The sequence below is a fragment of the Megasphaera hominis genome, from assembly GCF_014269395.1.
Classification (GTDB): Bacteria; Bacillota; Negativicutes; order Veillonellales; family Megasphaeraceae; genus Megasphaera; species Megasphaera hominis.
This window is the reverse complement of sequence record NZ_JACOGK010000007.1, coordinates 13,940-33,839: the sequence shown is the minus strand read 5'-3', so window position 1 is coordinate 33,839 and position 19,900 is coordinate 13,940. Positions and strand designations below refer to the sequence as shown.

Sequence of the window (19,900 nt, the reverse complement as noted above, 5' to 3'; positions counted from 1 at the left end):
AGAAACTGCTAACTACCCTCTCCCCGCATGGCGTGATACAATACAGATATGATGCTATAAATGGCAGGAGGGTAAGCCTTTGATTACAAATTCGATCCTCATCGTCGACGACGACGAAAAACTTTGTTCTTTGCTTCGCTCGTATTTTGAACAGGAGAAATTTATTGTCTATACGGCAACGGATGGCGCTGCGGCGATCCATACGGTGCGTACGCAAACACCTCAGATCATGCTCCTCGATCTCATGCTGCCTGGTATGGACGGTTTTGAAGTGTGCCGCCGTATCCGTTCCTTTAGTGATATTCCTATTATTTTTCTGACGGCCAAGGATGATGAAACGGACCGTCTTGTCGGGCTCAATATGGGTGGTGACGATTATATTACCAAGCCCTTCCATATGAAGGAAGTCATTGCCCGTGTGTACAGCCTCTTGCGCCGGGCCCGTGGCGAAGTCATTCAGCATGTAGCCCGTTATGAAATTGCCGATTTGGTCATCGATAAAGACCAATATACGGTCCTCCGTGCAGGTGAGCCCATATGCCTGACGCCAACGGAATTTAACCTGCTCGAAGTATTGACGTCTTCGCCGGGCCGTGTTTTTAGCCGTATGCAGCTCATGGAACGTACTCAGGGCGGCTATGGCTTTGAAGGCTATGAACGGACTATTGACACGCACATTCGTAATCTGCGCAAGAAACTGGAGCGCGATCCGGCCCATCCGGAATATATCCTGACCGTCTATGGTATTGGCTATAAATTCGATGGAGGCGCACATCACCGTGAATAAATACAATAGTATGGTTTTTCGCCTGACCGGTATCATTTTCCTGCTCTTTGCGGCTACTATCGGTACGCTTCTCTTTTTGGTGAATTACCAGATGGATACGCATTTTTCCAATTATTTGTACACCCATGCCATGGGTGGTATGCCCATGGGGATGCACGGTATGATGATGCACAATTCACCGGAAAATATATACCTGTCGTCTGTGCACCAGTCTCTCTTTTGGGTTGGTTCCGTTATGATTTGCATCAGTGTCTTCGTGAGCTGGCTTTTCGTACGCAGTTTTGTCAAACCGTTGCGAAAATTGACGGACGCCGTCCATGACATAGCCGAAGGCTCCTTTGGCCAAACCGTCAGGGTAGACCGGAATGACGAGGTAGGCATGCTGGCCGATACCTTTAATGATATGTCCCGTAAGCTGGAATATAACGATACAATGCGGCGGCAGCTCTTTGCCAGTATTGCCCACGAGCTGCGGACGCCCTTAGCCATCATGCAGGGGAATCTGGAAGGCATGATCGATGACGTTATTCCGGCAGATAAAGAACATTTTCTTTCTATGGAAGATGAAATCCTGCGCCTGAACCGCCTGGTCCAAGACTTGCGGGACCTGTCCCTGGCAGAAGTAAACGAGCTGGTCCTCCACAAGAGTGACGTCGATCTCAATCTTCTCCTCACCCGGGCGGCAGGTATGCTGCAGCCGCTCTTTGATGAAAAGAATCTCCATGTGACCGTACACTTAGATGACGCAGTGCCACTCTTACAGCTCGATAAGGACCGGACCAATCAGGTGATTTACAATATTTTGAATAATGCTATCCGCTACACGCCGGAGGCGGCCGATATTACGATTACCACCTGTCTGGAAGAAGCGGCAGGCAAGCGTCAGGTGCGCTTGCAGATTGCCGATACAGGGCCTGGTATAGAAAAGGAAGATCTTGAGCATATTTTTGAATGCTTCTACAGGGCCGAAAAATCACGTAACCGGAAAAGCGGTGGCAGTGGTATTGGCCTGGCTCTGGCGCGGCAGTTTGTCCTTAGCCAGGGGGGCACGATACAGGCTGCTAGTGAAGTCGGCAAAGGAACGGTTTTTACGATTACCTTTCCTGCTGCATGATAAAGAACCTCCCGTATGTTTCACGTGAAACATACGGGAGGTTCTTCGTTTGTCAGATGGATATGTTGTTTTTTGTTTCACGTGAAACAAAGGCAGCGCCGCTGCAGAGAAAAAAATACGGCCCTGACGTGGTGTGGGTCAGGACCGTTGCAGATACGTTTATTTTGCCTGGGCCTTTACCTGCGGTGGCTGAATCGGCGTCTTATCGACCAGGCGGACGACGAGAAGCGTAATGATGCAGATCAGCCATTCGAAGTAAATGACGTGAGGCAGGAAATGGATTTCCGGGAAAAACTGCCAGGCGAAGAGGCCGACAATACCAACCAGGGTCGTCCAGAAGGCTGTGTTTTTACGGCACAGGGACGGACAGAACATGGTAGCCAGGAAAACCAAGGTAAAGGCCGTTGTCAGGGAGAGGCCGATGAGCATGACCTTGACAATCCCGACGGCGTTAAAGGCCAGCCAGAGGGTGCCTAAACCAACGAAGAGGATAATCAGGCGGTTTGCCCGTACGTACGAGTGTTCTGAAATACCCGGGTTCATAAACCGCTTGTAAATATCCTGGGCAATGAGTGTACCGGCGCCGAGGAGAATCGTGCAGGCTGTCGATACGTCAGCAGCCCACAGGGCAGCTAAGGTCATACCGGAGGAAAACGGATCGAGGCTCATGATGATTTGCGGCAAGGCCATGGTCGGATTTAAATCGGGGAACTGGGCTTTGGCGGCTAAGCCGAGAACGGCGGAAATGAAGCCGATCGGAAAAATGAGGAACCCGCCGAGGATGAAGCCCTTACGGGCAGCGTGGGCGTTTTTGGCACCGCAGGCAATTTGTACCGGTCCCTGGGCGGTAATGGCCTGGGTGGTCATGACGATAATCCAGCCGAGCAGCATGGCTGCCGTGAGGCCGCCAAAGGGATCGAACCAGCCGAAGTCTGCCTGTGGCAAGGCCGCGTTGATAGCAGAAATGCCGCCATCACGCATGAGAATGCGGATCATCGAGTAGACAATGCCGATATAAATGACGGCAACACTTAAGACGTTGGAAAGACCGCTGGACCAAAGACCGCCAATGGCCGTAATGCCAATGAAGACGACGGCGCTGACGATCATCCCGGCGTGGAACGAGAAAATATCCGGCATCAGGGCGTGCAGGATAGAGCCGCCGGCAACATATTGCAGGGATGTAATACAGATCATGATCAGGGATAAGCCGATAACGCTGATGACACGTGCTTTTTTATCGTAGCTCCGTTCAAAGAGCTCCGGAATGGTCGTACATTCCAGGGAGCGGTATTTGCCGGCAGCGACGAGGCCCATGACGATGGCACCAATGGCCCAGGCGGCGTTGTACCAGCCGGCGGCCAAGCCGATTTTGGTGGCACTTTCAGCTACGCCTACAGTAGATGCGGCACCGACGGCCATGCCGGTAATACTGACGGCGACGAGGCCGGTTGAGAACTGGCGGCCTGCAAACAGGTATTCCGTCGGGTTTTGACTGGCCCGGCGTTTGACGTAAAAAGATATGGCGAAAAGCAATAAAATGTATAGAATGACAATGGCTAATTGGATGGACATGATGAACCTCCCCCTCTTTTATTTTAACAACTAGTGTTTCATCTGTCGCAACAATAGTAACGTTTACGAGACTATTGTATGCCAATATAGAGAAAAAATCAATCATTATAGGCTTTTTTTTATATTTTTCTTTTGCCGCCGGCCATCGGCTCTGCTCTTTTCTGGACGTGACATGGGAGAAACGGCCTCTTTATGGTACAATATAGAAAAATACACGCGTGTCGTACTGGGAGAAGGAGTCGGATATGGAAGCAATATATGTAACCTACGTATGGTGGTATTTGGCGATCATCAACGTCTTAGCCTTTATCGTGTATGGGCTGGACAAGCATTATGTAGAAGGCGGCCGGAAACTTGTGCCGGACGGCGGTCTCTTGGCCTTAGCTGTTGCCGGCGGCTCTATGGGGGCTTACTTTGGTATTTATATTTTTACGCACAAGAAGAAGGACTGGAAGTTTAAATACGGCATCCTTCTGGTGTATGCGTTGCAGCTCGTCGTGCTCATCCGCATGGGTATTTTCTAAGGGAAACGTGAAAAAGGGCCTGCACTGAAGTGAGTTCAGTGCAGGCCCTTTTTCTGTGCAGCCCCTTTTAGGCGGTAACGAGTTCGTAGCCGGCGTCGGCAATTACTTTGGCAAATTCGGCAGTCGGGATTTCGCGATTTGTTTCTACTTCTGCTTTTTTCCCTTCCAAGTCTACGCTGACAGCTGTTACGCCATCCATGGCAGCCAATGCTTCATGTACATGTTTCTGGCAGTGCTGGCACATCATGCCTTCGATTTTCAGTGTTGTTTTCATGTTCGTTGATTCTTCCTTTCCTTGAACTAATGTATATCCTGCAGCAGTAATGACCTTTTCAAAATCTCCTGCCGGGATGTCAGAGGTACTGGTGACCACAGCGGTTTTGTCTTCCAGGCTGACCTGTACGTCTGTGACGCCGGGCATAGCCTGTAAGGCCTTGGTGACGGTAGCCGTGCAATGGCCGCACATCATGCCTTCAATGTGCAGTGTATAGTGTTCCGGCGCTGCTGCCGGAACTAAGGTGTAGCCCGCAGCGGTAATGACCTTTTCAAAGTCTTCTGCCGGGATAGCGGACGTACTGGTGACCACAGCGGTTTTGTCTTCCAGGCTGACCTGTACGTCTGTGACGCCGGGCATGGCCTGTAAGGCCTTGGTGACGGTAGCCGTGCAATGGCCGCACATCATGCCTTCAATGTGCAGTGTATAGTGTTCCGGCGCTGCTGCCGGAACTAAGGTGTAGCCTGCAGCGGTAATGACCTTTTCAAAGTCTTCTACCGGGATAGCGGACGTACTGGTGACCATAGCAGTTTTGTCTTCCAGGCTGACCTGTACGTCTGTGACGCCGGGCATGGCCTGTAAGGCCTTGGTGACGGTAGCCGTGCAATGGCTGCAGGTCATGCCTTCTACGTGCAGCGTGTAGTGTTCTTCAGGGAGGGCAGACGCATCGGAAGAAGCGGCTGTTTCGGCCGTAAAAGGCGTAATCGCGCTAGAAGCCGCTGTAACGGCCGTAACGGGCGTGTCTTGATACATATGTCCTGAAGGAGCGGCAGAGGGCTTAAAAAAGCGCAAACGCAAGGCGTTCATGCAGACGCAGAAACTGCTCAGGCTCATGGCAGCAGCGCCGATCATCGGATTGAGGCGGATGCCAAAGGCCGGATAAAGAACACCGGCTGCCAAGGGAATACAAATGACGTTGTAGAAAAACGCCCAGAAGAGGTTTTCTTTAATGTTTTTAATAACGGCCTTGCTCAGCCGTACGGCGCTGACCGCGTCGAGGAGGTCGTTGCGCATGAGGACGGCATCGGCGCTTTCAATCGCTACGTCCGTACCGGCCCCGATGGCGATACCCAGGTCGGCTTTGGCCAGGGCAGGCGCATCGTTGATGCCGTCACCGATCATGGCGACCTTATGGCCTTCAGCCTGCAGCGCCGCTATATGACGTTCTTTATCCTGAGGCAGCACACCGGCAATGACTTGCGGGATATGCAGCCGTTTGCGGATGGCTTCGGCTGTACGCTGGTTGTCCCCTGTGAGCATAATAACATGGATGCCCATCTGGTGAAAGAGGGAAATGGCGGCGGCGCTGTTTTCCTTTTCGACGTCGGCAGCGGCGATAATACCGATAACGCCGCTGTGATCAGCGAAGATAAGGGGCGTCTTGCCGTCATCGGCAAAGCGGTTCAGCTGGTCCGTAATGGCAGCGGCAGAGAGGCCCTTTTCTTCGAGGAGCCGCGTATTGCCGGCAAAGTACAGCTTGCCATTTACGACGCCCTGAATGCCGCGGCCAAAGAGTGCTTTAAAATCAGAAATCACGACAGGCCGGATCTGCCGGCCCGCTGCGTATGTCGTAATGGCTTCGGCTAAGGGATGCTCGCTCCCCTGTTCCAGGCCGGCTGCCAGGGCCAGGAGTTCTTCTTCTGTACCCCGCTGTACCCAGATGTCCGTCACCTGCGGATGACCTTCTGTAATGGTACCGGTCTTGTCCATAACGACTGTATCTACGTCGTGGGCTGTTTCCAAGGCTTCCCCGGACTTGATAAGGATGCCGTTTTCAGCACCTTTACCGGTACCGACCATGATAGCTACCGGTGTAGCCAGGCCCAAGGCGCAGGGGCAGGAAATGACGAGAATGGAAATGGCTGTCGAGAAGGCGAATTCCATGTCGGCACCTAAGAGGAAATACCAGACCAAGCCGGCAATGACGGCGATGGTAATGACGGCCGGTACGAAGATGCCCGCGATTTTATCGGCCATTTTGGAAATAGGCGCCTTACTGGAGTTGGCTTCATCGACGAGCTGGATGATCTGGCTGATGGTCGTATCGGCGCCGACGCGGCGGGCTGTCATGTGGATAAAGCCCGTTTTGTTGAGCGTTGCCGACGTGACAGGGTCACCGGCCTGTTTTTCTACAGGAATGCTTTCGCCCGTAATGGCGGCTTCATCGATGCTGGTCGTACCTTCGCTGATGACGCCGTCAGCAGGAATACTTTCACCGGGGCGGACGACGATTTCATCGCCGACGACCAGTTCTTCTACAGGGACGACTGTTTCTACGCCGTCACGCAGGACTGTCGCCTGTTTTGGCGCCAAATCCATGAGCTTTTCAATGGCCGTACTGGTCTTGCCCTTGGCGCGGGCTTCCAGATATTTGCCGATATCGATGAGCGTGACGATCATACCGGCTGATTCAAAGTACAAATTCGTACTGTACGTGGCAACGAGGGCCCAATCGCCGTGGCCCATGCCCCAGCTCATGCGGAAGATGGCAAAGACACCGTAGGCAGCGGCGGCCATAGAACCCATGGCGACCAGGCTGTCCATATTGGGCGCACCTTCGAAGAGCGTGCGAAAGCCTTTGGTATAATAGGCCCGGTTCAAGTACATAATGGGCAAAACGAGGAGAAATTCAGCAAACCCTAAGGTAATGGCGTTGGCATCACCGTGGAAGGTATTGGTAATGATGTCCGGTACAGGAATACCAAACCATTCCAGCAGCATATGATGCATAGCCAGGTACATGACGGGAATAAGGAATACAATAGACCAAATGAGGCGTTTCTTCATAGCCTCCATGGCTTTTTTTGCCATGTCAGACGGACTGGGCGCCGGGGCTGCGTTGCTCTTTTGCGTACTGCCACCGGCTACAGATGCACCATAACCGGCGTCGACGACGGCATTGATAATATCCTTGCTCGATAGCTTTGCTTCATCGTAATCGACCTGCATGCTGTTGGTCAGCAGGTTGACGCTGGCCTTATCCATACCGTCGAGCTTAGAAACGGCCTTTTCTACACGGCTTGAGCAGGCAGAGCAGCTCATGCCGGTGACGGCGTACTTTTCATGCTTCATATATCTCACCTACTTCATCAATTTTTGTAACATCGTTACCAGTTCATCGACAACTTCGTCTTTGCCTGCCCGTATATCGCGGATGACGCAGCCGTTGATGTGCTGGGCCAGGAGTTCTTTATTAAAGGCATTGAGCGCCGACTGAACGGCACTGACCTGCATCAGTATATCGACGCAATAGCGGTCATTCTCGACCATATTGCGGATACCACGGATTTGCCCTTCAATACGGTTTAAACGGCAAATGAGGCTTTTATACTCCTTGCCCTCTTTATCGCGGTGCTTGCTTTTGCCAGTGGGGCAACAGCAAGCCGTCTTCACTTCTGCTTCTTTTTCTACTTCCAGTGCTTTTTCTTTTTCCTTCTCTTCCATCACGTACACCTCCTTACTATACCTCCCACCGGTATCTGCACACATCATATACCCTAAGGGGGTATATGTCAAGGAATTTGCAATTTATTTTCAATATAAAAACATGAGAAAAAGTATCATTTACAAACCAATAAGATATAGAGATACTCTATATAAAGAAACTATACCTTTCCCCGTTTTTCCAGGAAAGAGAGAAAAATGAAAGAGAGAAAAATATAAAAGAAAAATAAAACGTCACACAGAAGGTTCCTGCGTGACACGGAAAGGCCATAAAAAATCCCCGTCTGGCTCTTGGCCAAACGGGGATGGATTCCGGACGTATGAAGTACGGTATTATTTGAGCAGCTGTTCAACGGCCTGTGTTTCGTCCTGTGCATTATCGGCACCGGCGATGATAGCGCCCTGGGCTACGATGCAGTCCAGGTTCTTCTGCTGACGTACTTTTTCTACATTTGCGACTACATCTTTTTCAATCGGGACAATCAGGCTGTTTTCCAGCTTGCTCAGGTTTTGTGCCAGCTGACGGCCTAATTCCTGTCGTTCCTGATCGGTTTTCAGTGTAGGAGCCTTTTTAGAGAATTCTTCATTTGCGCTCTTGATGGCAGACTGCATCTGTGCACTTACCTTCGGGAAATCTTTATGTGCCTGAACGAGGGTGTCGAAATTGACGTAGCCTACGCCAGCAGCAAAAGCAGAAGACGCAGCAACAATGCTCATCATCCCTACTACGGCGAGGGAAGCCAATTGTTTTTTCAATTTCATTATATATTCCTCCTGTAAATCGCAAATATTAAGGGTTTCTTGCTGTTTCCCTATTATAGCAAAATAAAACGGAAAGTACAACGTTTGTAACTGTACTGTGACAATTACGATTCTTTGTTGTTATCTGCCGGCCCGGCCGTTGTCGTTTCGTCATCGTCTTTAATATAAATATATTTATCTTTTTTCAGTTTATCGATAATTTCCGGTGCCATGGTCAGCAGCTTTTCAAAGGCGGAAGCCTGATAGCCGCCTTTTTTGATGGAAAACATTTCTACGCGGTCCCCTTTAATGACTAATACGGCTGTCGGTTCCATCTTTGCACCGCCGCCACCACCGCCACCGCCGCTGCTTCGCCGGCTCACTTCGCCCTGGCCGCCACCGCAGCCGGTACCAAAGCCGAAGGTAATATCGACAAAGGGGACGAGAATGGCGTCGCCAATGTGTACGGCCTGGCCGACGACGGTTTCCACCTTAATCATCTCACGGAAGTTTTCAAATATCGTTTCCAGGTTGTTTTTTAATTCGTTTTTGTCCATGATCCGTATCCCTTCTTCGTTGTAAGATGGCCCGCAGAAGCTTGCGGAGCGGGCGTGTAGTCATAAAGACTGCTGCGTATAGGACGAGGGCCCCCGGGTATATCGTGCCGGCCAGGACCGCTTCACAGTCATATATTTCTTCGAGAAAATTGAACTGCAGCGTAGCTGCCTGCCGGGGCGCCACCGTGTAGAGAAAGCCGGCAGTCATACCTGTCTGATGTGGCTGGGGCAGGCCCAGCGTGCCTTCTAAGGTAAAGCGGCGGATGCGGGAATGGTGCAGCACCCGGCGGATAAGCTGTAAGCAGGCTACCAGAAATTCCTCTGATATAAGGTAGGGCCGCCACCAGCCTGCCTCTTCGTCTGCCCCGGCCTGCCGTGTGTCTGCATCCGACAGAACCTCCCTTAGCAGGTCATCGGAAAGGGCAGCGTCCGGAACCGGATCCGCTTCTGCGTTTGCCTCTGCCGGCGCCGCTTGCGGCGGCCAGGCATGCCAGCCCAGGTACAGCTCTCTTTGCGGCCGTTGGCCAAAGGTGTAATCCCAGGACCAGTACAAGCCATGCTGTAACCAGGAAACCCGGCAATATAAGCGGAAAGGCGCACGTATTTCTATGCGAACCGTATACGTACAAGGGATAAAGAGAAGCAAGGCAAGGACCATCATAAGCAGCGATAGTAAGATGATGAAGAGCATGGCACGCCTCCCTTTTCCAATAGTATACGGAACTGTTCCGTTATGATAATGTATTCGCTATAACAGGAAGAAATCCTCTTTGTAATAGGACAGATCAGGCTTCTGCCTGTTCATGGAAAATACAGTCTACGTCGGTATCGCGGAAACAGCGATTACAAGAAATGCAGGTTGCCGGCTCCGTACTGCCGTTGCGCCAGAGATTGGGCAGATCGGGCTGCCGCAATAACGGCCGGCACAGAGAAATAAAGGACAGATCTGATGTCGCTAAGGCCTCTTCCATATCACTGGCAGCACGCCAGCCGCCAACGACACCGACATCCGTTTTGCCTTTAAGGGCTGCTGCGGCCGCCTTGGCGTAGGCAGCGAAGTACATGGGTTCCTTCGTGCGGCGGATGGCCCGGATGGGACCCTTGCGGGGCAGGGACGACGTATTGCCGCCACTGACTTCAATGGCCTGGACACCGTCTTCCGCAAGCCATTTCATGACTTGCAGGCTTTCTTCTGCTTCCAGGCCGCCTTCTTTCATGAAGTCACTGCAATTTAATTTTACCCATATGGGGTAATCTGCACCGGTTTGTTTGCGGATTTCGGCAATACATTCACGCAGGAAGCGGGCCCGGTTTTCCAGGCTGCCGCCGTAGGCATCGGTACGCGTATTATAAAAGGGGGTCAGAAATTTGCTGGCCAAATAGCCGTGGGCACCGTGGAACTGGACGCCGTCAAAACCGGCAGCCTTGGCCCGGCGGGCAGCCTGGCCGGCATCCGCGACGAGCTGGCGGATTTGCCCTTCGCTCAACGCGGTGGAGGCTTGCTTTTCCCGTCCCAGCTGGTCAGGAACGCCACTGGGGCTGACGATCAACCTGTTTTCTCCTTCCGGCACCATAATGGCAGAGCCCATGATAACAATCTGGGCTACGATTTTTCCGCCCCGGTCATGGACCTGCGTAATAAGGTCTGCCAAGGGGGCAATGCAGCGGTCATCGTCAAGCAGTATCTGGTTGTGCTGATGCGGTTCCAATTTGGAAGCTGCAATCATGCCGGTAATCATAACGCCTGTACCGCCTGCGGCCAGGTTTTTGTATATAGAGGCGAGCTTTTCTGTCGGCTGTCCCTGGGCATCGGCCATCCCTTCGAAGGTGGCTGAACGGACAATGCGGCAGCGAGCGTCAATGCCGCCTATGGTACATGCATCAAATAACATGAAGATCTCTCCTTGAATTTGTAATCTGTTACTATGCAGAAAGGGTATTTCCACATATTATTCTATTATAGACTAAAAAAAGATATGTGACTAGGCCTTTCACTTTCCCCGGTCCGGGCGCGATTTTTATTCGTTTCTAATAGGAATTTTTAAAAATATCGTGTATAATATATAAGTACGTTAAAAAACAGACAGATAGTGATGTCTGTCATGTTTTCTTAATCTGTAACTTACGAAGGGATGTTGAAGCAATGGCAACAGCAATGGTATTAGGCACCCAATGGGGTGATGAAGGCAAGGGAAAAATCGTAGACTATCTGGCACAAAAAGCAGACGTTGTAATCCGCTCGCAAGGCGGCAATAATGCAGGCCATACGGTAGTAGTAGATGACCGTTCCTTTGCATTGCGCCTTCTGCCGTCGGGAATCTTGTTCTCTGATAAAACGTGCATCATTGGCAGCGGTGTCGTCGTAAATCCGAAGGTTCTCCTGGAAGAGCTTTCCGGTATGAAAGAAAAAGGAGTAACCGTCAGCCAGCTGGAAATTTCTACGCGTGCCCACGTCATCATGCCGTATCATGAACGGATTGATGAAGAAGATGAAAAACTCAAGGGCAATGCAAAAATCGGTACGACCAAAAACGGCATCGGTCCTTGTTATGCCGATAAGATCAACCGTGTAGGGATCCGCATTGGCGACCTCATGGATAAAGATACTTTTGCTGAAAAACTGCGCATCAATTTAACGCTGAAAAATCGTCTTTTCGAAACATATTATGGCTGCCAGGGCTTTGATTACGATGCCATGCTGGCAGAATACCTGGGCTATGCCGACCAGATCCGCCAGTACGTCAAGGATACGAACTACTCGGCCAACCTGTACATTAAGCAGGGCAAAAAGGTCCTCTTTGAAGGCGCCCAGGCAACGATGCTCGATATCGATCATGGCACGTACCCGTTCTGTACGAGCTCGAACCCAACGGCAGGCGGTGCCTGCACCGGTTCCGGCGTAGGTCCGCGCCGTATGGAAAATATTGTCGGTGTCGTCAAAGCCTATACGACCCGTGTCGGCGCTGGCCCCTTCCCGGCTGAACAGAACAATGAAGTAGGCGAATTCCTGCGTCAGACCGGCCACGAATTTGGCACCGTTACGGGCCGTCCCCGCCGCTGCGGCTGGCTGGATACAGCCGTTGTTAAGTATGCCGCCATGGTCAACAGCCTGGACTACCTGGCCATTACGCGCCTGGATATTCTCGATGGCCTGGATACGATCAAAATCTGCACGGGCTATAAATACCAGGGCCAGCTTCTGCAGGAATACCCGGCCAGCCTGGATGTACTCGAACATGTCGAACCGGTATATGAAGAAATGCCCGGCTGGAAAACGGATATTTCCGGCTGCCAGTCCTATGATGAACTGCCGGAAGCAGCCCGTCATTATGTAGAACGCATTAGTGAACTCGTTGAAGTACCGCTGGGAATCGTTTCTGTCGGTCCGAACCGCAGTCAGACGATCATCCTCCACGATATTTTCTAATGCCGCAGGGCTCCATGCCCGTCACGGAGACGGTATGTGTGCCTTTCTCTTGCTATTTTAGGTTTTCACCATAACGATATAAAACGAAAAGCAGGCTCTGTTCACGGAGCCTGCTTTTCGTTTATCTTCTTTTGCTAGTGAAATCTTATTCTTCTTCGTGACAATTATGGGAACAGCTGCTGCAGCCCGAGGCGCTGCAACCGCCTTCGCCTACATGATTCATACCCACTACGGCAGTTACTGCCTTGCGGGGAATGAGCATGTTGGTCGGCGTAATGGTAATGCCGATCTGCGAAGCCTGTACGGCCCGCGCGAGCGTTACGCTCTGCCGCTGCGGCGTATCCCCGTAGCCGGGAGTTACGCGCCAGACGATTTTGTAATCTTCCGGAGCACCGAGCGAATCGATGTAGCTGCACAGCTGGCCTACCATCTGTTCCGTAGCGACGGAAATGGCCGAGTCCATGAGGATCCCTTTGGTAAAATCTTTTTCCAGGAAGAGTGCATCGGCAGCATCTTCCACTTCCTTGCCCAGGCTGACTGCCATGATGATGGCTACTTCTGTCGTTTCCAGATACGAGCGGATCGTTTCGCCCTGAATTTCAAAGGGGTCATTACACTGAAACGTGTGAGTATCTTTATCGTAAAAGAACTGATAGAATACGCTGACCGGATGAGCCAGCTTTACGACAGTATTACATACTTCCGTAGCCAGTTCCGGCGTAGCAGCATCAGCCGTACGTTGTTTAGCTAATTCGAGTACCTTATCGGCATCGATATGTTTAAGCATTCCTTGATATGTAGGCATGTTCATCTCCTCTTTTCCGGGCCGGTATGAAAAACACGGTCCTAATGTATACTCATTATAGCAAGTTTTACCTGGTGTGGCTAGGCCAAGTTTTCTTTGAATCACTACTAGTTGTCACTAAATGTCTATGTTATACTATAATATAGACTTTAGGAAAATTTTTGAAATGAGGTGGCTGCGTTGGCTCATATTATTGCCGTAACAAACCAGAAAGGCGGCGTTGGCAAGACGACGACGAGTATCAACTTAAGTGCCTGTCTGGCAGACAACGGCAAACGTACGTTGTTGATTGATATGGATCCACAGGGCAATGCGACGAGCGGCCTGGGTATTGATAAAGAAAATCTGGAAGGAAATTTATACGACTGCCTCATTGAGCACGTGCCTTTTGCACAGGTCGTACAGAAAACAGCGGTCAAAAAACTGTCTCTCATGCCGGCAACGATGGATGTGGCCGGGGCAGCTGTCGAACTGGTAACGCTGGAGCATCGGGAACAGGTGCTGAAGCAGGCATTACAGGCGTATTTAGATAGTGTAAAAAAGCCGTACGACTTCGTGCTCATCGATTGTCCGCCCTCCTTGGGCCTGTTGACGATCAACGCGCTCGTAGCGGCAGATCAGGTCCTGATTCCTGTGCAGTGTGAATTTTATGCCCTGGAAGGGCTGGCCCAATTGATGCAGACCGTAGAAATGGTACGCAGCAGCATGAACGAACAGCTGCGGCTTCTCGGCCTCGTCCTGACCATGTTTGACGGCCGTACGAACTTATCCCTCCAGGTGGCGGAAGAAGTGAAAAAGTATTTTAGCGGGCAAGTCTTTCACACGCTCATCCCCCGCAATGTACGCTTAGGTGAGGCCCCCAGCCACGGTGAGCCTATCACCATATATGATAGCCATTCCCGTGGCGCAGACGTGTATAGAAAACTGGCCAGAGAGGTGATTCGCCGTGTCGGTTAGGAAAAAAGGTCTCGGGAATAACAGCGGCCTGGGGAAACGGTTAAGCGCCCTGGGCCTGACAGAAAAACATCTCGATGAAGCAGATAAAGCCGTGGAAAAAGCCGGCCCCGGCATGCCCATTGAAGTACCCATTGACTACGTTCAGGCCAGCCCGCATCAGGCACGGCAGACGTTTGACCAGCAGGCCCTGGACCGGCTGGCTGATTCCATCCGCCAGTACGGCCTCGTGCAGCCCTTGATCGTGCAGAAAAAAGCCGACGGCACGTATGAACTGATCGCCGGGGAACGGCGCTTGCGGGCAGCTAAACAGGCAGGCCTGACGACAGTGCCTGTCTTGTGTAAAAGCTATACGCCTGACGTGGCAGCCGAAGTATCGCTCATTGAAAACCTGCAGCGGGAAGACCTGAATGCCATGGAAGAAGCCGAAGCCTATCAGATGCTCATGCAAAAGTTCGGCCTCACGCAGGAAGAAACTGCCGCCAAGGTAGGCCGCAGCCGTCCCTACGTGGCCAATATGCTCCGCCTGCTCAAGCTGCCGGCTGATATTGCCCGGCTCTTGCGGGCCGGACAGCTTTCGATTGGCCAGGCCCGGCCTCTCCTGCAGCTGCCGGATGTGACGCAGCAGCTGCAGGCAGCCGAACACATTGTAAAGGAAGGGCTTTCGGCCCGGCAATGTGAGGCGCTGGTGCAACGGCTGCTGCAAGAAAAAGAGAAAAAGGAAAGGCCTGCTGGCGACGCCTATCTCGAAGCACTGCAGGACCGGTTGAAAATGCATTTGGGTACAAATGTCTCCATTCGTTTTAACCGGCAGCGCAAGAAGGGGAAAATCGAGATTGCCGTTGCGTCCGAAGCGGAATTTGAACGCCTCCTGGCTTTGCTGACAGAGGAACCGTCTGCAACAGACGACACGCCTCCGTCTTCTTTTACAATTTAATGAAAATTAAGGAAAAACAGTTGTGTTTTGCCTATCTTTTGTGTAATATAAGGTACGAACTTTACGAACAGATACGCACGTTGGGAACTACGGCAGGAGGAAAGACATGGGTTACGGATTAGACTGGCAGATGCTTTATTATATTATTGCCGGTGTGGTAGCAGTATTGCTGCTGGCTTTGCTCATTTATATTGGCATACTCAATCGCCGCGTGAGCAGGCTCAATAAAAAATATGAATTTTTTATGCAAGACGAAACGGGAAAAAGTATGGAAGCCAAGCTGCGCGAGGATGTGGCGCACTTGCATGAGCTGCAGGATTCCATGGAATTGATCCACAAGACGCAAAAGGACATTCTGGCGGTACAGAATCATTGTTTTCGCAAGATAGGCTTTGTCAAATACAACGCCTTTGATAATATTGGCAATAATCTGAGCTTTGCTTTTACGGTTCTCGATGGCAAAAATGATGGCTTTTGCCTCTCCAGCGTCTATGGCCGGAATGAATCGCGTATTTTTGCCAAGCCCATCGTCGATGGCAAGTGTCTCTACGGCATGAGCGAAGAAGAAAAAGAAAGCCTGGATAATGCGTTACAGTATGCAGGCGAGCTGACTACTGTCCAGAAGGACTAAAAGAAGGGAATACGTTTGAACATTCAGGATTGGTTCCAACAAGGGAAAAGCCGGCTGGCAGAGGTCTTTTCCCACGTGTCGCAACGGGGCTTTTTGCAGCGTTCAGAGCCTTTGGTGCTGACACCGAAACAATATAAAAAAGGGATAACCCTCGTCCTGGCAGGGGCCGTGGTCATTGTAGCCGGCCTGCTTGTCGGGATATATGAGTTCGTTTCCCTCCAGGAAATGAAAGAACAAAATGCACTGCATGAACAACAACTGGAGATGATGCGGGAAAAAACGGCATCGTTGCAGGAAAAAATGGATAAAATGGATGCCCTTGACCAAGAGCTGCGGCAAATGGTTAAAGGCGCCGGCACGGGTGACAGCCCAAAAGGTGACGGTGGCGTAGCAGGACAGCAGAAGAAATCGCCGGACGTTTCTCATGCTGACTACAATGAACTGTTACATGCCACCTCGCGGCTGGAAACGAAGACCAACGCCCGCATTATCAGTTTCATTACGCTGAAGACGGTACTGAGTGATACTGCCGGTCAGCAGGTCCGGGAAATGCAGCAATTATCCAAACAGTACCAGGCATCGAACTATCCGTCCATTTGGCCGGTCAACGGCACGATTACGTCGAATTTCGGCTATCGTGGCAATCCCATCGGCGGCGGTACGGGCTTCCATGAAGGCGTAGATATTGCCGTAGATTACGGTACGCCTGTACGGGTTACGGCGTCTGGCAAGGTCACCATGGCCGGCTGGGTAGATGGCTATGGCAACCTCGTTGAAGTTGATCATGGCGGCGGTTTTGTTACGCGCTACGGACATAACTCGATGCTTCTTGTCGTCGTAGGACAGGAAGTGAAGACGGGAGATATTATTTCACTGGCTGGCAGTACGGGCCGCAGCACAGGCCCGCATGTCCATTATGAAGTACGGGTTAATGGTACACCGACAGATCCTATGCTGTTCTTGCCATAAACAGACGAGGCAGACGGACTGGCAGCTTGCAGCCAGTTTGTCTGCCTTTTTTCGTGTGAAAGGAGCTCTACATGAAACATTTCAGCGCCTGTCTGGCCATAGGCATCTGTCTCTTGGGACTGGCACTGATAGCCTCAGGCTGCAGCCGTTCTGATTCGCAGCCCCTGCAACGCAAGGACGTATTGATCGGTACGAATCTTTCCCTGACAGGACCGGGCGAGGCTTATTGCCGCTCGACGGAACAGGGAATTGAACTGGCACGGGATATGATCAATGAACAGGGCGGCCTCCTGGGCAAGCCGGTGCAGCTGATCAGCGTAGATAATCATGGCAACGCCGATGCTGCGGCTACGGCCGTGCAGCAGCTTGCTACGCGTAATGTCAGTGCCATTATCGGCCCTAATATGTCGGCCTGCGCGACGGCAGTCATGCGGCCGGCAGAAGCACAGCGGATTCCGGTTATCAGTCCGGCCTGTACGGACCCGGACATTACTGTTGACGCAAAAACGCGGCAGGTCTACCAATATATGTTCCGGGCGACCTTCATCGATCCCTATCAGGCCCGGGCTATGGGCGATTATGCTGTCGAATATTTGCAGGTCACGCGGTCGGCCGTCGTGTTCAATAGCGACAGTACGTATTCCAAAGGCCTGGCTGAATTTTATCGCAGTACCATCGAAGCCCATGGCGGCACGATTACGGCTTTTGTCGATCTGGCCGCCTATCAGGGCGACCTGAAGGCAGCCCTGGCAGCCGTACAGGAACCGCCGTGTCAGGCTATATATCTGCCTTTATATGATAAGAAGGCGCGGGAATTCATTACCCTCGCCCGTTCGTCTGGCATTACCATTCCTATTTTAGGTGCCGATGGCTGGAACGGCCCGGCCTTGGCGAAGAATACGGATGCGGCGTATCTTACGAATCTTTTTTATACGGACCACTACGCCAATGACGTGCATGAGCAGACGGCAGAAACCTTTGCCGAACGGTATTATGAAAAATACGGCCAGTGGCCGGACAGCTACGCAGCCTTAGGCTACGATTCGCTCATGATGGTAGCCGATGCCGTGCGGCGTGGCAATTCGGCGTCACCCCAACAGATTGCCCAGGAACTGGCTAAAACCATGGATTTCACCGGCGCGACAGGCCGGGTCGTCCTCGACTCCAACCACGACGCGATTAAATCCGTATTTATCCTCACCTTCTGGCAAGGAGAGCCGGCATTGCTGAAGAAATGGCCGGCCGTTACTACACAATGATGAGAATGCATACATCGTATGTGAATTTGCAACTAAAACATTCTCAAAATTCTATTTACAAATGAGAATATAAGTGATACTATATGCGTAAAGAACAGGCCATGCTCTATGGCCGGGCGCAAGCAGTAGGCGCAGCCTGCGGGACTACATATATGTAATATGCGGTTCTGCAGGCTTTCTCTATGTCTGATTATATGTATTGGAAAAAAGGAAGTTATATATATGGTACAAGATGAAGCAGTATTAAAGCGCCGTACGGCGTGGTTATCGGTTATCAGTAATACGGTTTTGGTCATTGGCAAGCTTTCCATTGGCCTTTTGACAGGGACGGTCAGCCTCGTATCGGAAGCTATTCATTCCGGTGTAGATCTCCTGGCGGCATTCATTGCCTGTCTGGCTGTCCGCAAGGCATCGCTGCCGCCGGATAAAGACCATGATTATGGCCATGGCAAGGTGGAAAATGTGTCGGCAGCCTTTGAATCCCTTCTGATCATCGTTGCGGCCTTGGGTATTATCTATGAATCGTCAGGCAAATTTTTTGCTCCCCAGACACCGCAATCGCTGGATCTGGCCTTGGCCGTCATGCTTGGCTCCAGCCTCATCAATGCTGTCGTTTCGGCACGGCTCTACCATGTCGGCGAAAAGACCGGTTCAGAAGCACTGAAAGCCGATGGCATGCATTTGCGGGCTGACGTCTGGACCTCAGCGGCCGTCATGGCAGGAATTTTCCTCATGAAGATAACGGGCTGGGCCATTCTCGATCCGCTCATTGCCTGCATCGTAGCCGTAGGCATTCTGCGCGTCGGCTATAAGATGTGCCGCCGCAGCTACGATGACCTGACCGATGCCTCCTTAAGCGATAGTGAAGAAAAGCGTATTGGTTCGATTATTCTGGAAACACCGGGCGTCATGGGCTATCATCATTTACGTACGCGCATTTCCGGTACGGAAACGATGATGGATTTCCATTTGGAACTGGATAAAGGCTTGCCGCTCATCCAGGCCCACGCCATTTCCGAAAAGGTAGAAACGGCGCTGCACCGGGAATACGGTCCCTGCGACCCGATCATTCACTTGGATCCCCGCTAAATACAGTATGGCCGGTATGATTCGAGCGCCTTTTTCTGGCTCTTCCAATCGGGCATGAAGCGGCTCAGCCAGGCGTAAAAGCGGGCGGAGTGATTGGCTTCGAGAAAGTGGCAGAGCTCGTGCAGGACGACCTGGTCGATACAGGCGTCGGGCATGATTGCTAAATACGCATTGAGGCGTATGGTCTGCCGGGCCGGTGTACACGAGCCCCAGCGGGTCTGCATAAAGCGTATCGTCACGCGTGGCACCGGTATGCCGTAAGCCTTGACACGGGCGTAACAGCGCGTTAGGCTGGCCGTGAGCAAGGGCTGGCTGAGCTGCAGCAAAAATGCATGATAGAGGCGGCGCCGCGTTTCCCAATCCGTGTCAGACTCCGTTTCCAGGCAAAGGGTGTTTCCCTGCAGCCACATCGCCTCGGCCGGGCCATGAATGACGCGCAGGATATAAGGCCGGCCCTGGACATAGTACGTTTCCCCCGTCTGCAATGTCAGCACGGGGGCTTTTTGTAGTGTTGCCAGGGTGCGGCTGATAAAAGCCTCTTCGCGGTGCAGAAAGTCTTCGATGCGGGAGCGCGGTACTGCCGGCGGCGCCGATACGTACAGTTTGCCATCGCCCGGGATACGCAGATTAATATTTTTTACGGCTTTGCGCTGCAGCTCATACGTAACAACCGTACGGTCTGAGAGCGTGATTGTATAGCGTGTAGGTGTAGACATAGAGAACTCCTTTTTTCTTTAGTATGTTTACTCTATACTTATTTTGTCCCATTGTCCATGTCTTTTTATGCTATAATACGAGCTGTAGGGACCATTG

The 19,900-nt window shown here is 51.7% G+C and carries 19 protein-coding genes; 10 read left to right on the top strand and 9 right to left on the bottom strand.

The genetic code is table 11. From position 1 onward, the window contains the following. Positions 1-79 precede the first annotated feature (79 nt). Positions 80-787, top strand: a complete 708-nt coding sequence (locus H8J70_RS03495) for a response regulator transcription factor (protein ID WP_186502474.1) — start codon at positions 80-82, stop codon at positions 785-787. Continuing rightward, a complete protein-coding gene (locus H8J70_RS03490; RefSeq protein WP_186502473.1) occupies positions 780-1,901 on the top strand; it encodes a sensor histidine kinase in 1,122 nt (373 codons plus the stop codon). The genes H8J70_RS03495 and H8J70_RS03490 overlap by 8 nt, the downstream gene beginning before the upstream one ends. A gap of 159 nt (positions 1,902-2,060) precedes the next feature. On the opposite strand, the gene H8J70_RS03485 is transcribed toward H8J70_RS03490, so the two are convergent. Then, complete coding sequence (locus H8J70_RS03485) at positions 2,061-3,476, bottom strand: sodium:solute symporter family protein (protein ID WP_186502472.1); 1,416 nt, start codon at positions 3,474-3,476, stop codon at positions 2,061-2,063. Positions 3,477-3,721: 245 nt separating this feature from the next. Here H8J70_RS03485 and H8J70_RS03480 point away from each other — a divergent pair, with 245 nt between their 5' ends. Continuing rightward, positions 3,722-4,000, top strand: coding sequence for a DUF1294 domain-containing protein (locus tag H8J70_RS03480; RefSeq protein WP_186502471.1), 279 nt, complete (start codon positions 3,722-3,724; stop codon positions 3,998-4,000). Positions 4,001-4,067: 67 nt separating this feature from the next. On the opposite strand, the gene H8J70_RS03470 is transcribed toward H8J70_RS03480, so the two are convergent. From H8J70_RS03470 to H8J70_RS03445, 6 genes are all read right to left on the bottom strand, one after another. Continuing rightward, positions 4,068-7,346, bottom strand: coding sequence for a heavy metal translocating P-type ATPase (locus H8J70_RS03470; protein WP_246415252.1), 3,279 nt, complete (start codon positions 7,344-7,346; stop codon positions 4,068-4,070). Positions 7,347-7,355: 9 nt separating this feature from the next. Further along, complete coding sequence (locus H8J70_RS03465) at positions 7,356-7,718, bottom strand: metal-sensing transcriptional repressor (protein WP_186502470.1); 363 nt, start codon at positions 7,716-7,718, stop codon at positions 7,356-7,358. 333 nt (positions 7,719-8,051) lie between these two features. Then, a complete protein-coding gene (locus H8J70_RS03460) occupies positions 8,052-8,480 on the bottom strand; it encodes an OmpH/Skp family outer membrane protein (protein ID WP_186502469.1) in 429 nt (142 codons plus the stop codon). 104 nt (positions 8,481-8,584) lie between these two features. Continuing rightward, positions 8,585-9,016, bottom strand: coding sequence for a GerW family sporulation protein (locus tag H8J70_RS03455; RefSeq protein WP_186502468.1), 432 nt, complete (start codon positions 9,014-9,016; stop codon positions 8,585-8,587). Continuing rightward, complete coding sequence (locus tag H8J70_RS03450) at positions 8,973-9,707, bottom strand: hypothetical protein (RefSeq protein ID WP_186502467.1); 735 nt, start codon at positions 9,705-9,707, stop codon at positions 8,973-8,975. Before H8J70_RS03450 ends, H8J70_RS03455 begins: the two co-directional genes overlap by 44 nt. A 94-nt stretch (positions 9,708-9,801) precedes the next feature. Then, a complete protein-coding gene (locus tag H8J70_RS03445; protein WP_186502466.1) occupies positions 9,802-10,908 on the bottom strand; it encodes an oxidoreductase in 1,107 nt (368 codons plus the stop codon). A gap of 251 nt (positions 10,909-11,159) precedes the next feature. Between H8J70_RS03445 and H8J70_RS03440 the strand changes: the two genes are divergently transcribed. Further along, positions 11,160-12,443 carry an adenylosuccinate synthase gene (locus H8J70_RS03440; protein ID WP_186502465.1) on the top strand — a complete coding sequence of 428 codons (1,284 nt, stop codon included), beginning with the start codon at positions 11,160-11,162 and terminating at the stop codon, positions 12,441-12,443. A gap of 145 nt (positions 12,444-12,588) precedes the next feature. Here H8J70_RS03440 and H8J70_RS03435 read toward each other — a convergent pair whose 3' ends face one another. Then, positions 12,589-13,248 (bottom strand): hypothetical protein, encoded by a 660-nt coding sequence (locus H8J70_RS03435; RefSeq protein WP_222433562.1) that lies wholly within the window; start codon positions 13,246-13,248, stop codon positions 12,589-12,591. 180 nt (positions 13,249-13,428) lie between these two features. On the opposite strand from H8J70_RS03435, the gene H8J70_RS03430 reads away from it, so the two are divergent. From H8J70_RS03430 to H8J70_RS03405, 6 genes are all read left to right on the top strand, one after another. Beyond that, on the top strand, positions 13,429-14,205 hold the full coding sequence (locus H8J70_RS03430; RefSeq protein WP_186502463.1) for a ParA family protein: 777 nt from the start codon (positions 13,429-13,431) through the stop codon (positions 14,203-14,205). Next, positions 14,195-15,139 carry a ParB/RepB/Spo0J family partition protein gene (locus H8J70_RS03425; protein ID WP_288298729.1) on the top strand — a complete coding sequence of 315 codons (945 nt, stop codon included), beginning with the start codon at positions 14,195-14,197 and terminating at the stop codon, positions 15,137-15,139. The genes H8J70_RS03430 and H8J70_RS03425 overlap by 11 nt, the downstream gene beginning before the upstream one ends. 106 nt (positions 15,140-15,245) lie before the next feature. Beyond that, a complete protein-coding gene (locus H8J70_RS03420; RefSeq protein ID WP_186502462.1) occupies positions 15,246-15,770 on the top strand; it encodes a DUF4446 family protein in 525 nt (174 codons plus the stop codon). A 15-nt stretch (positions 15,771-15,785) separates the two neighbouring features. Then, positions 15,786-16,739: a peptidoglycan DD-metalloendopeptidase family protein gene (locus tag H8J70_RS03415; protein ID WP_222433561.1), complete on the top strand. Its 954-nt coding sequence runs from the start codon at positions 15,786-15,788 to the stop codon at positions 16,737-16,739. Positions 16,740-16,810: 71 nt separating this feature from the next. Continuing rightward, positions 16,811-17,998: an ABC transporter substrate-binding protein gene (locus H8J70_RS03410; RefSeq protein WP_186502461.1), complete on the top strand. Its 1,188-nt coding sequence runs from the start codon at positions 16,811-16,813 to the stop codon at positions 17,996-17,998. A 222-nt stretch (positions 17,999-18,220) separates the two neighbouring features. Then, the gene (locus H8J70_RS03405) at positions 18,221-19,087 is read left to right on the top strand and encodes a cation diffusion facilitator family transporter (protein ID WP_186502460.1); all 867 of its coding nucleotides are present in this window, start codon (positions 18,221-18,223) and stop codon (positions 19,085-19,087) included. Here the strand turns inward: H8J70_RS03405 and H8J70_RS03400 are convergent. Then, positions 19,084-19,803: a M48 family metallopeptidase gene (locus H8J70_RS03400; protein WP_186502459.1), complete on the bottom strand. Its 720-nt coding sequence runs from the start codon at positions 19,801-19,803 to the stop codon at positions 19,084-19,086. The two genes, H8J70_RS03405 and H8J70_RS03400, sit on opposite strands and share 4 nt — an antisense overlap. Between the last annotated feature and the right edge of the window lie 97 nt (positions 19,804-19,900).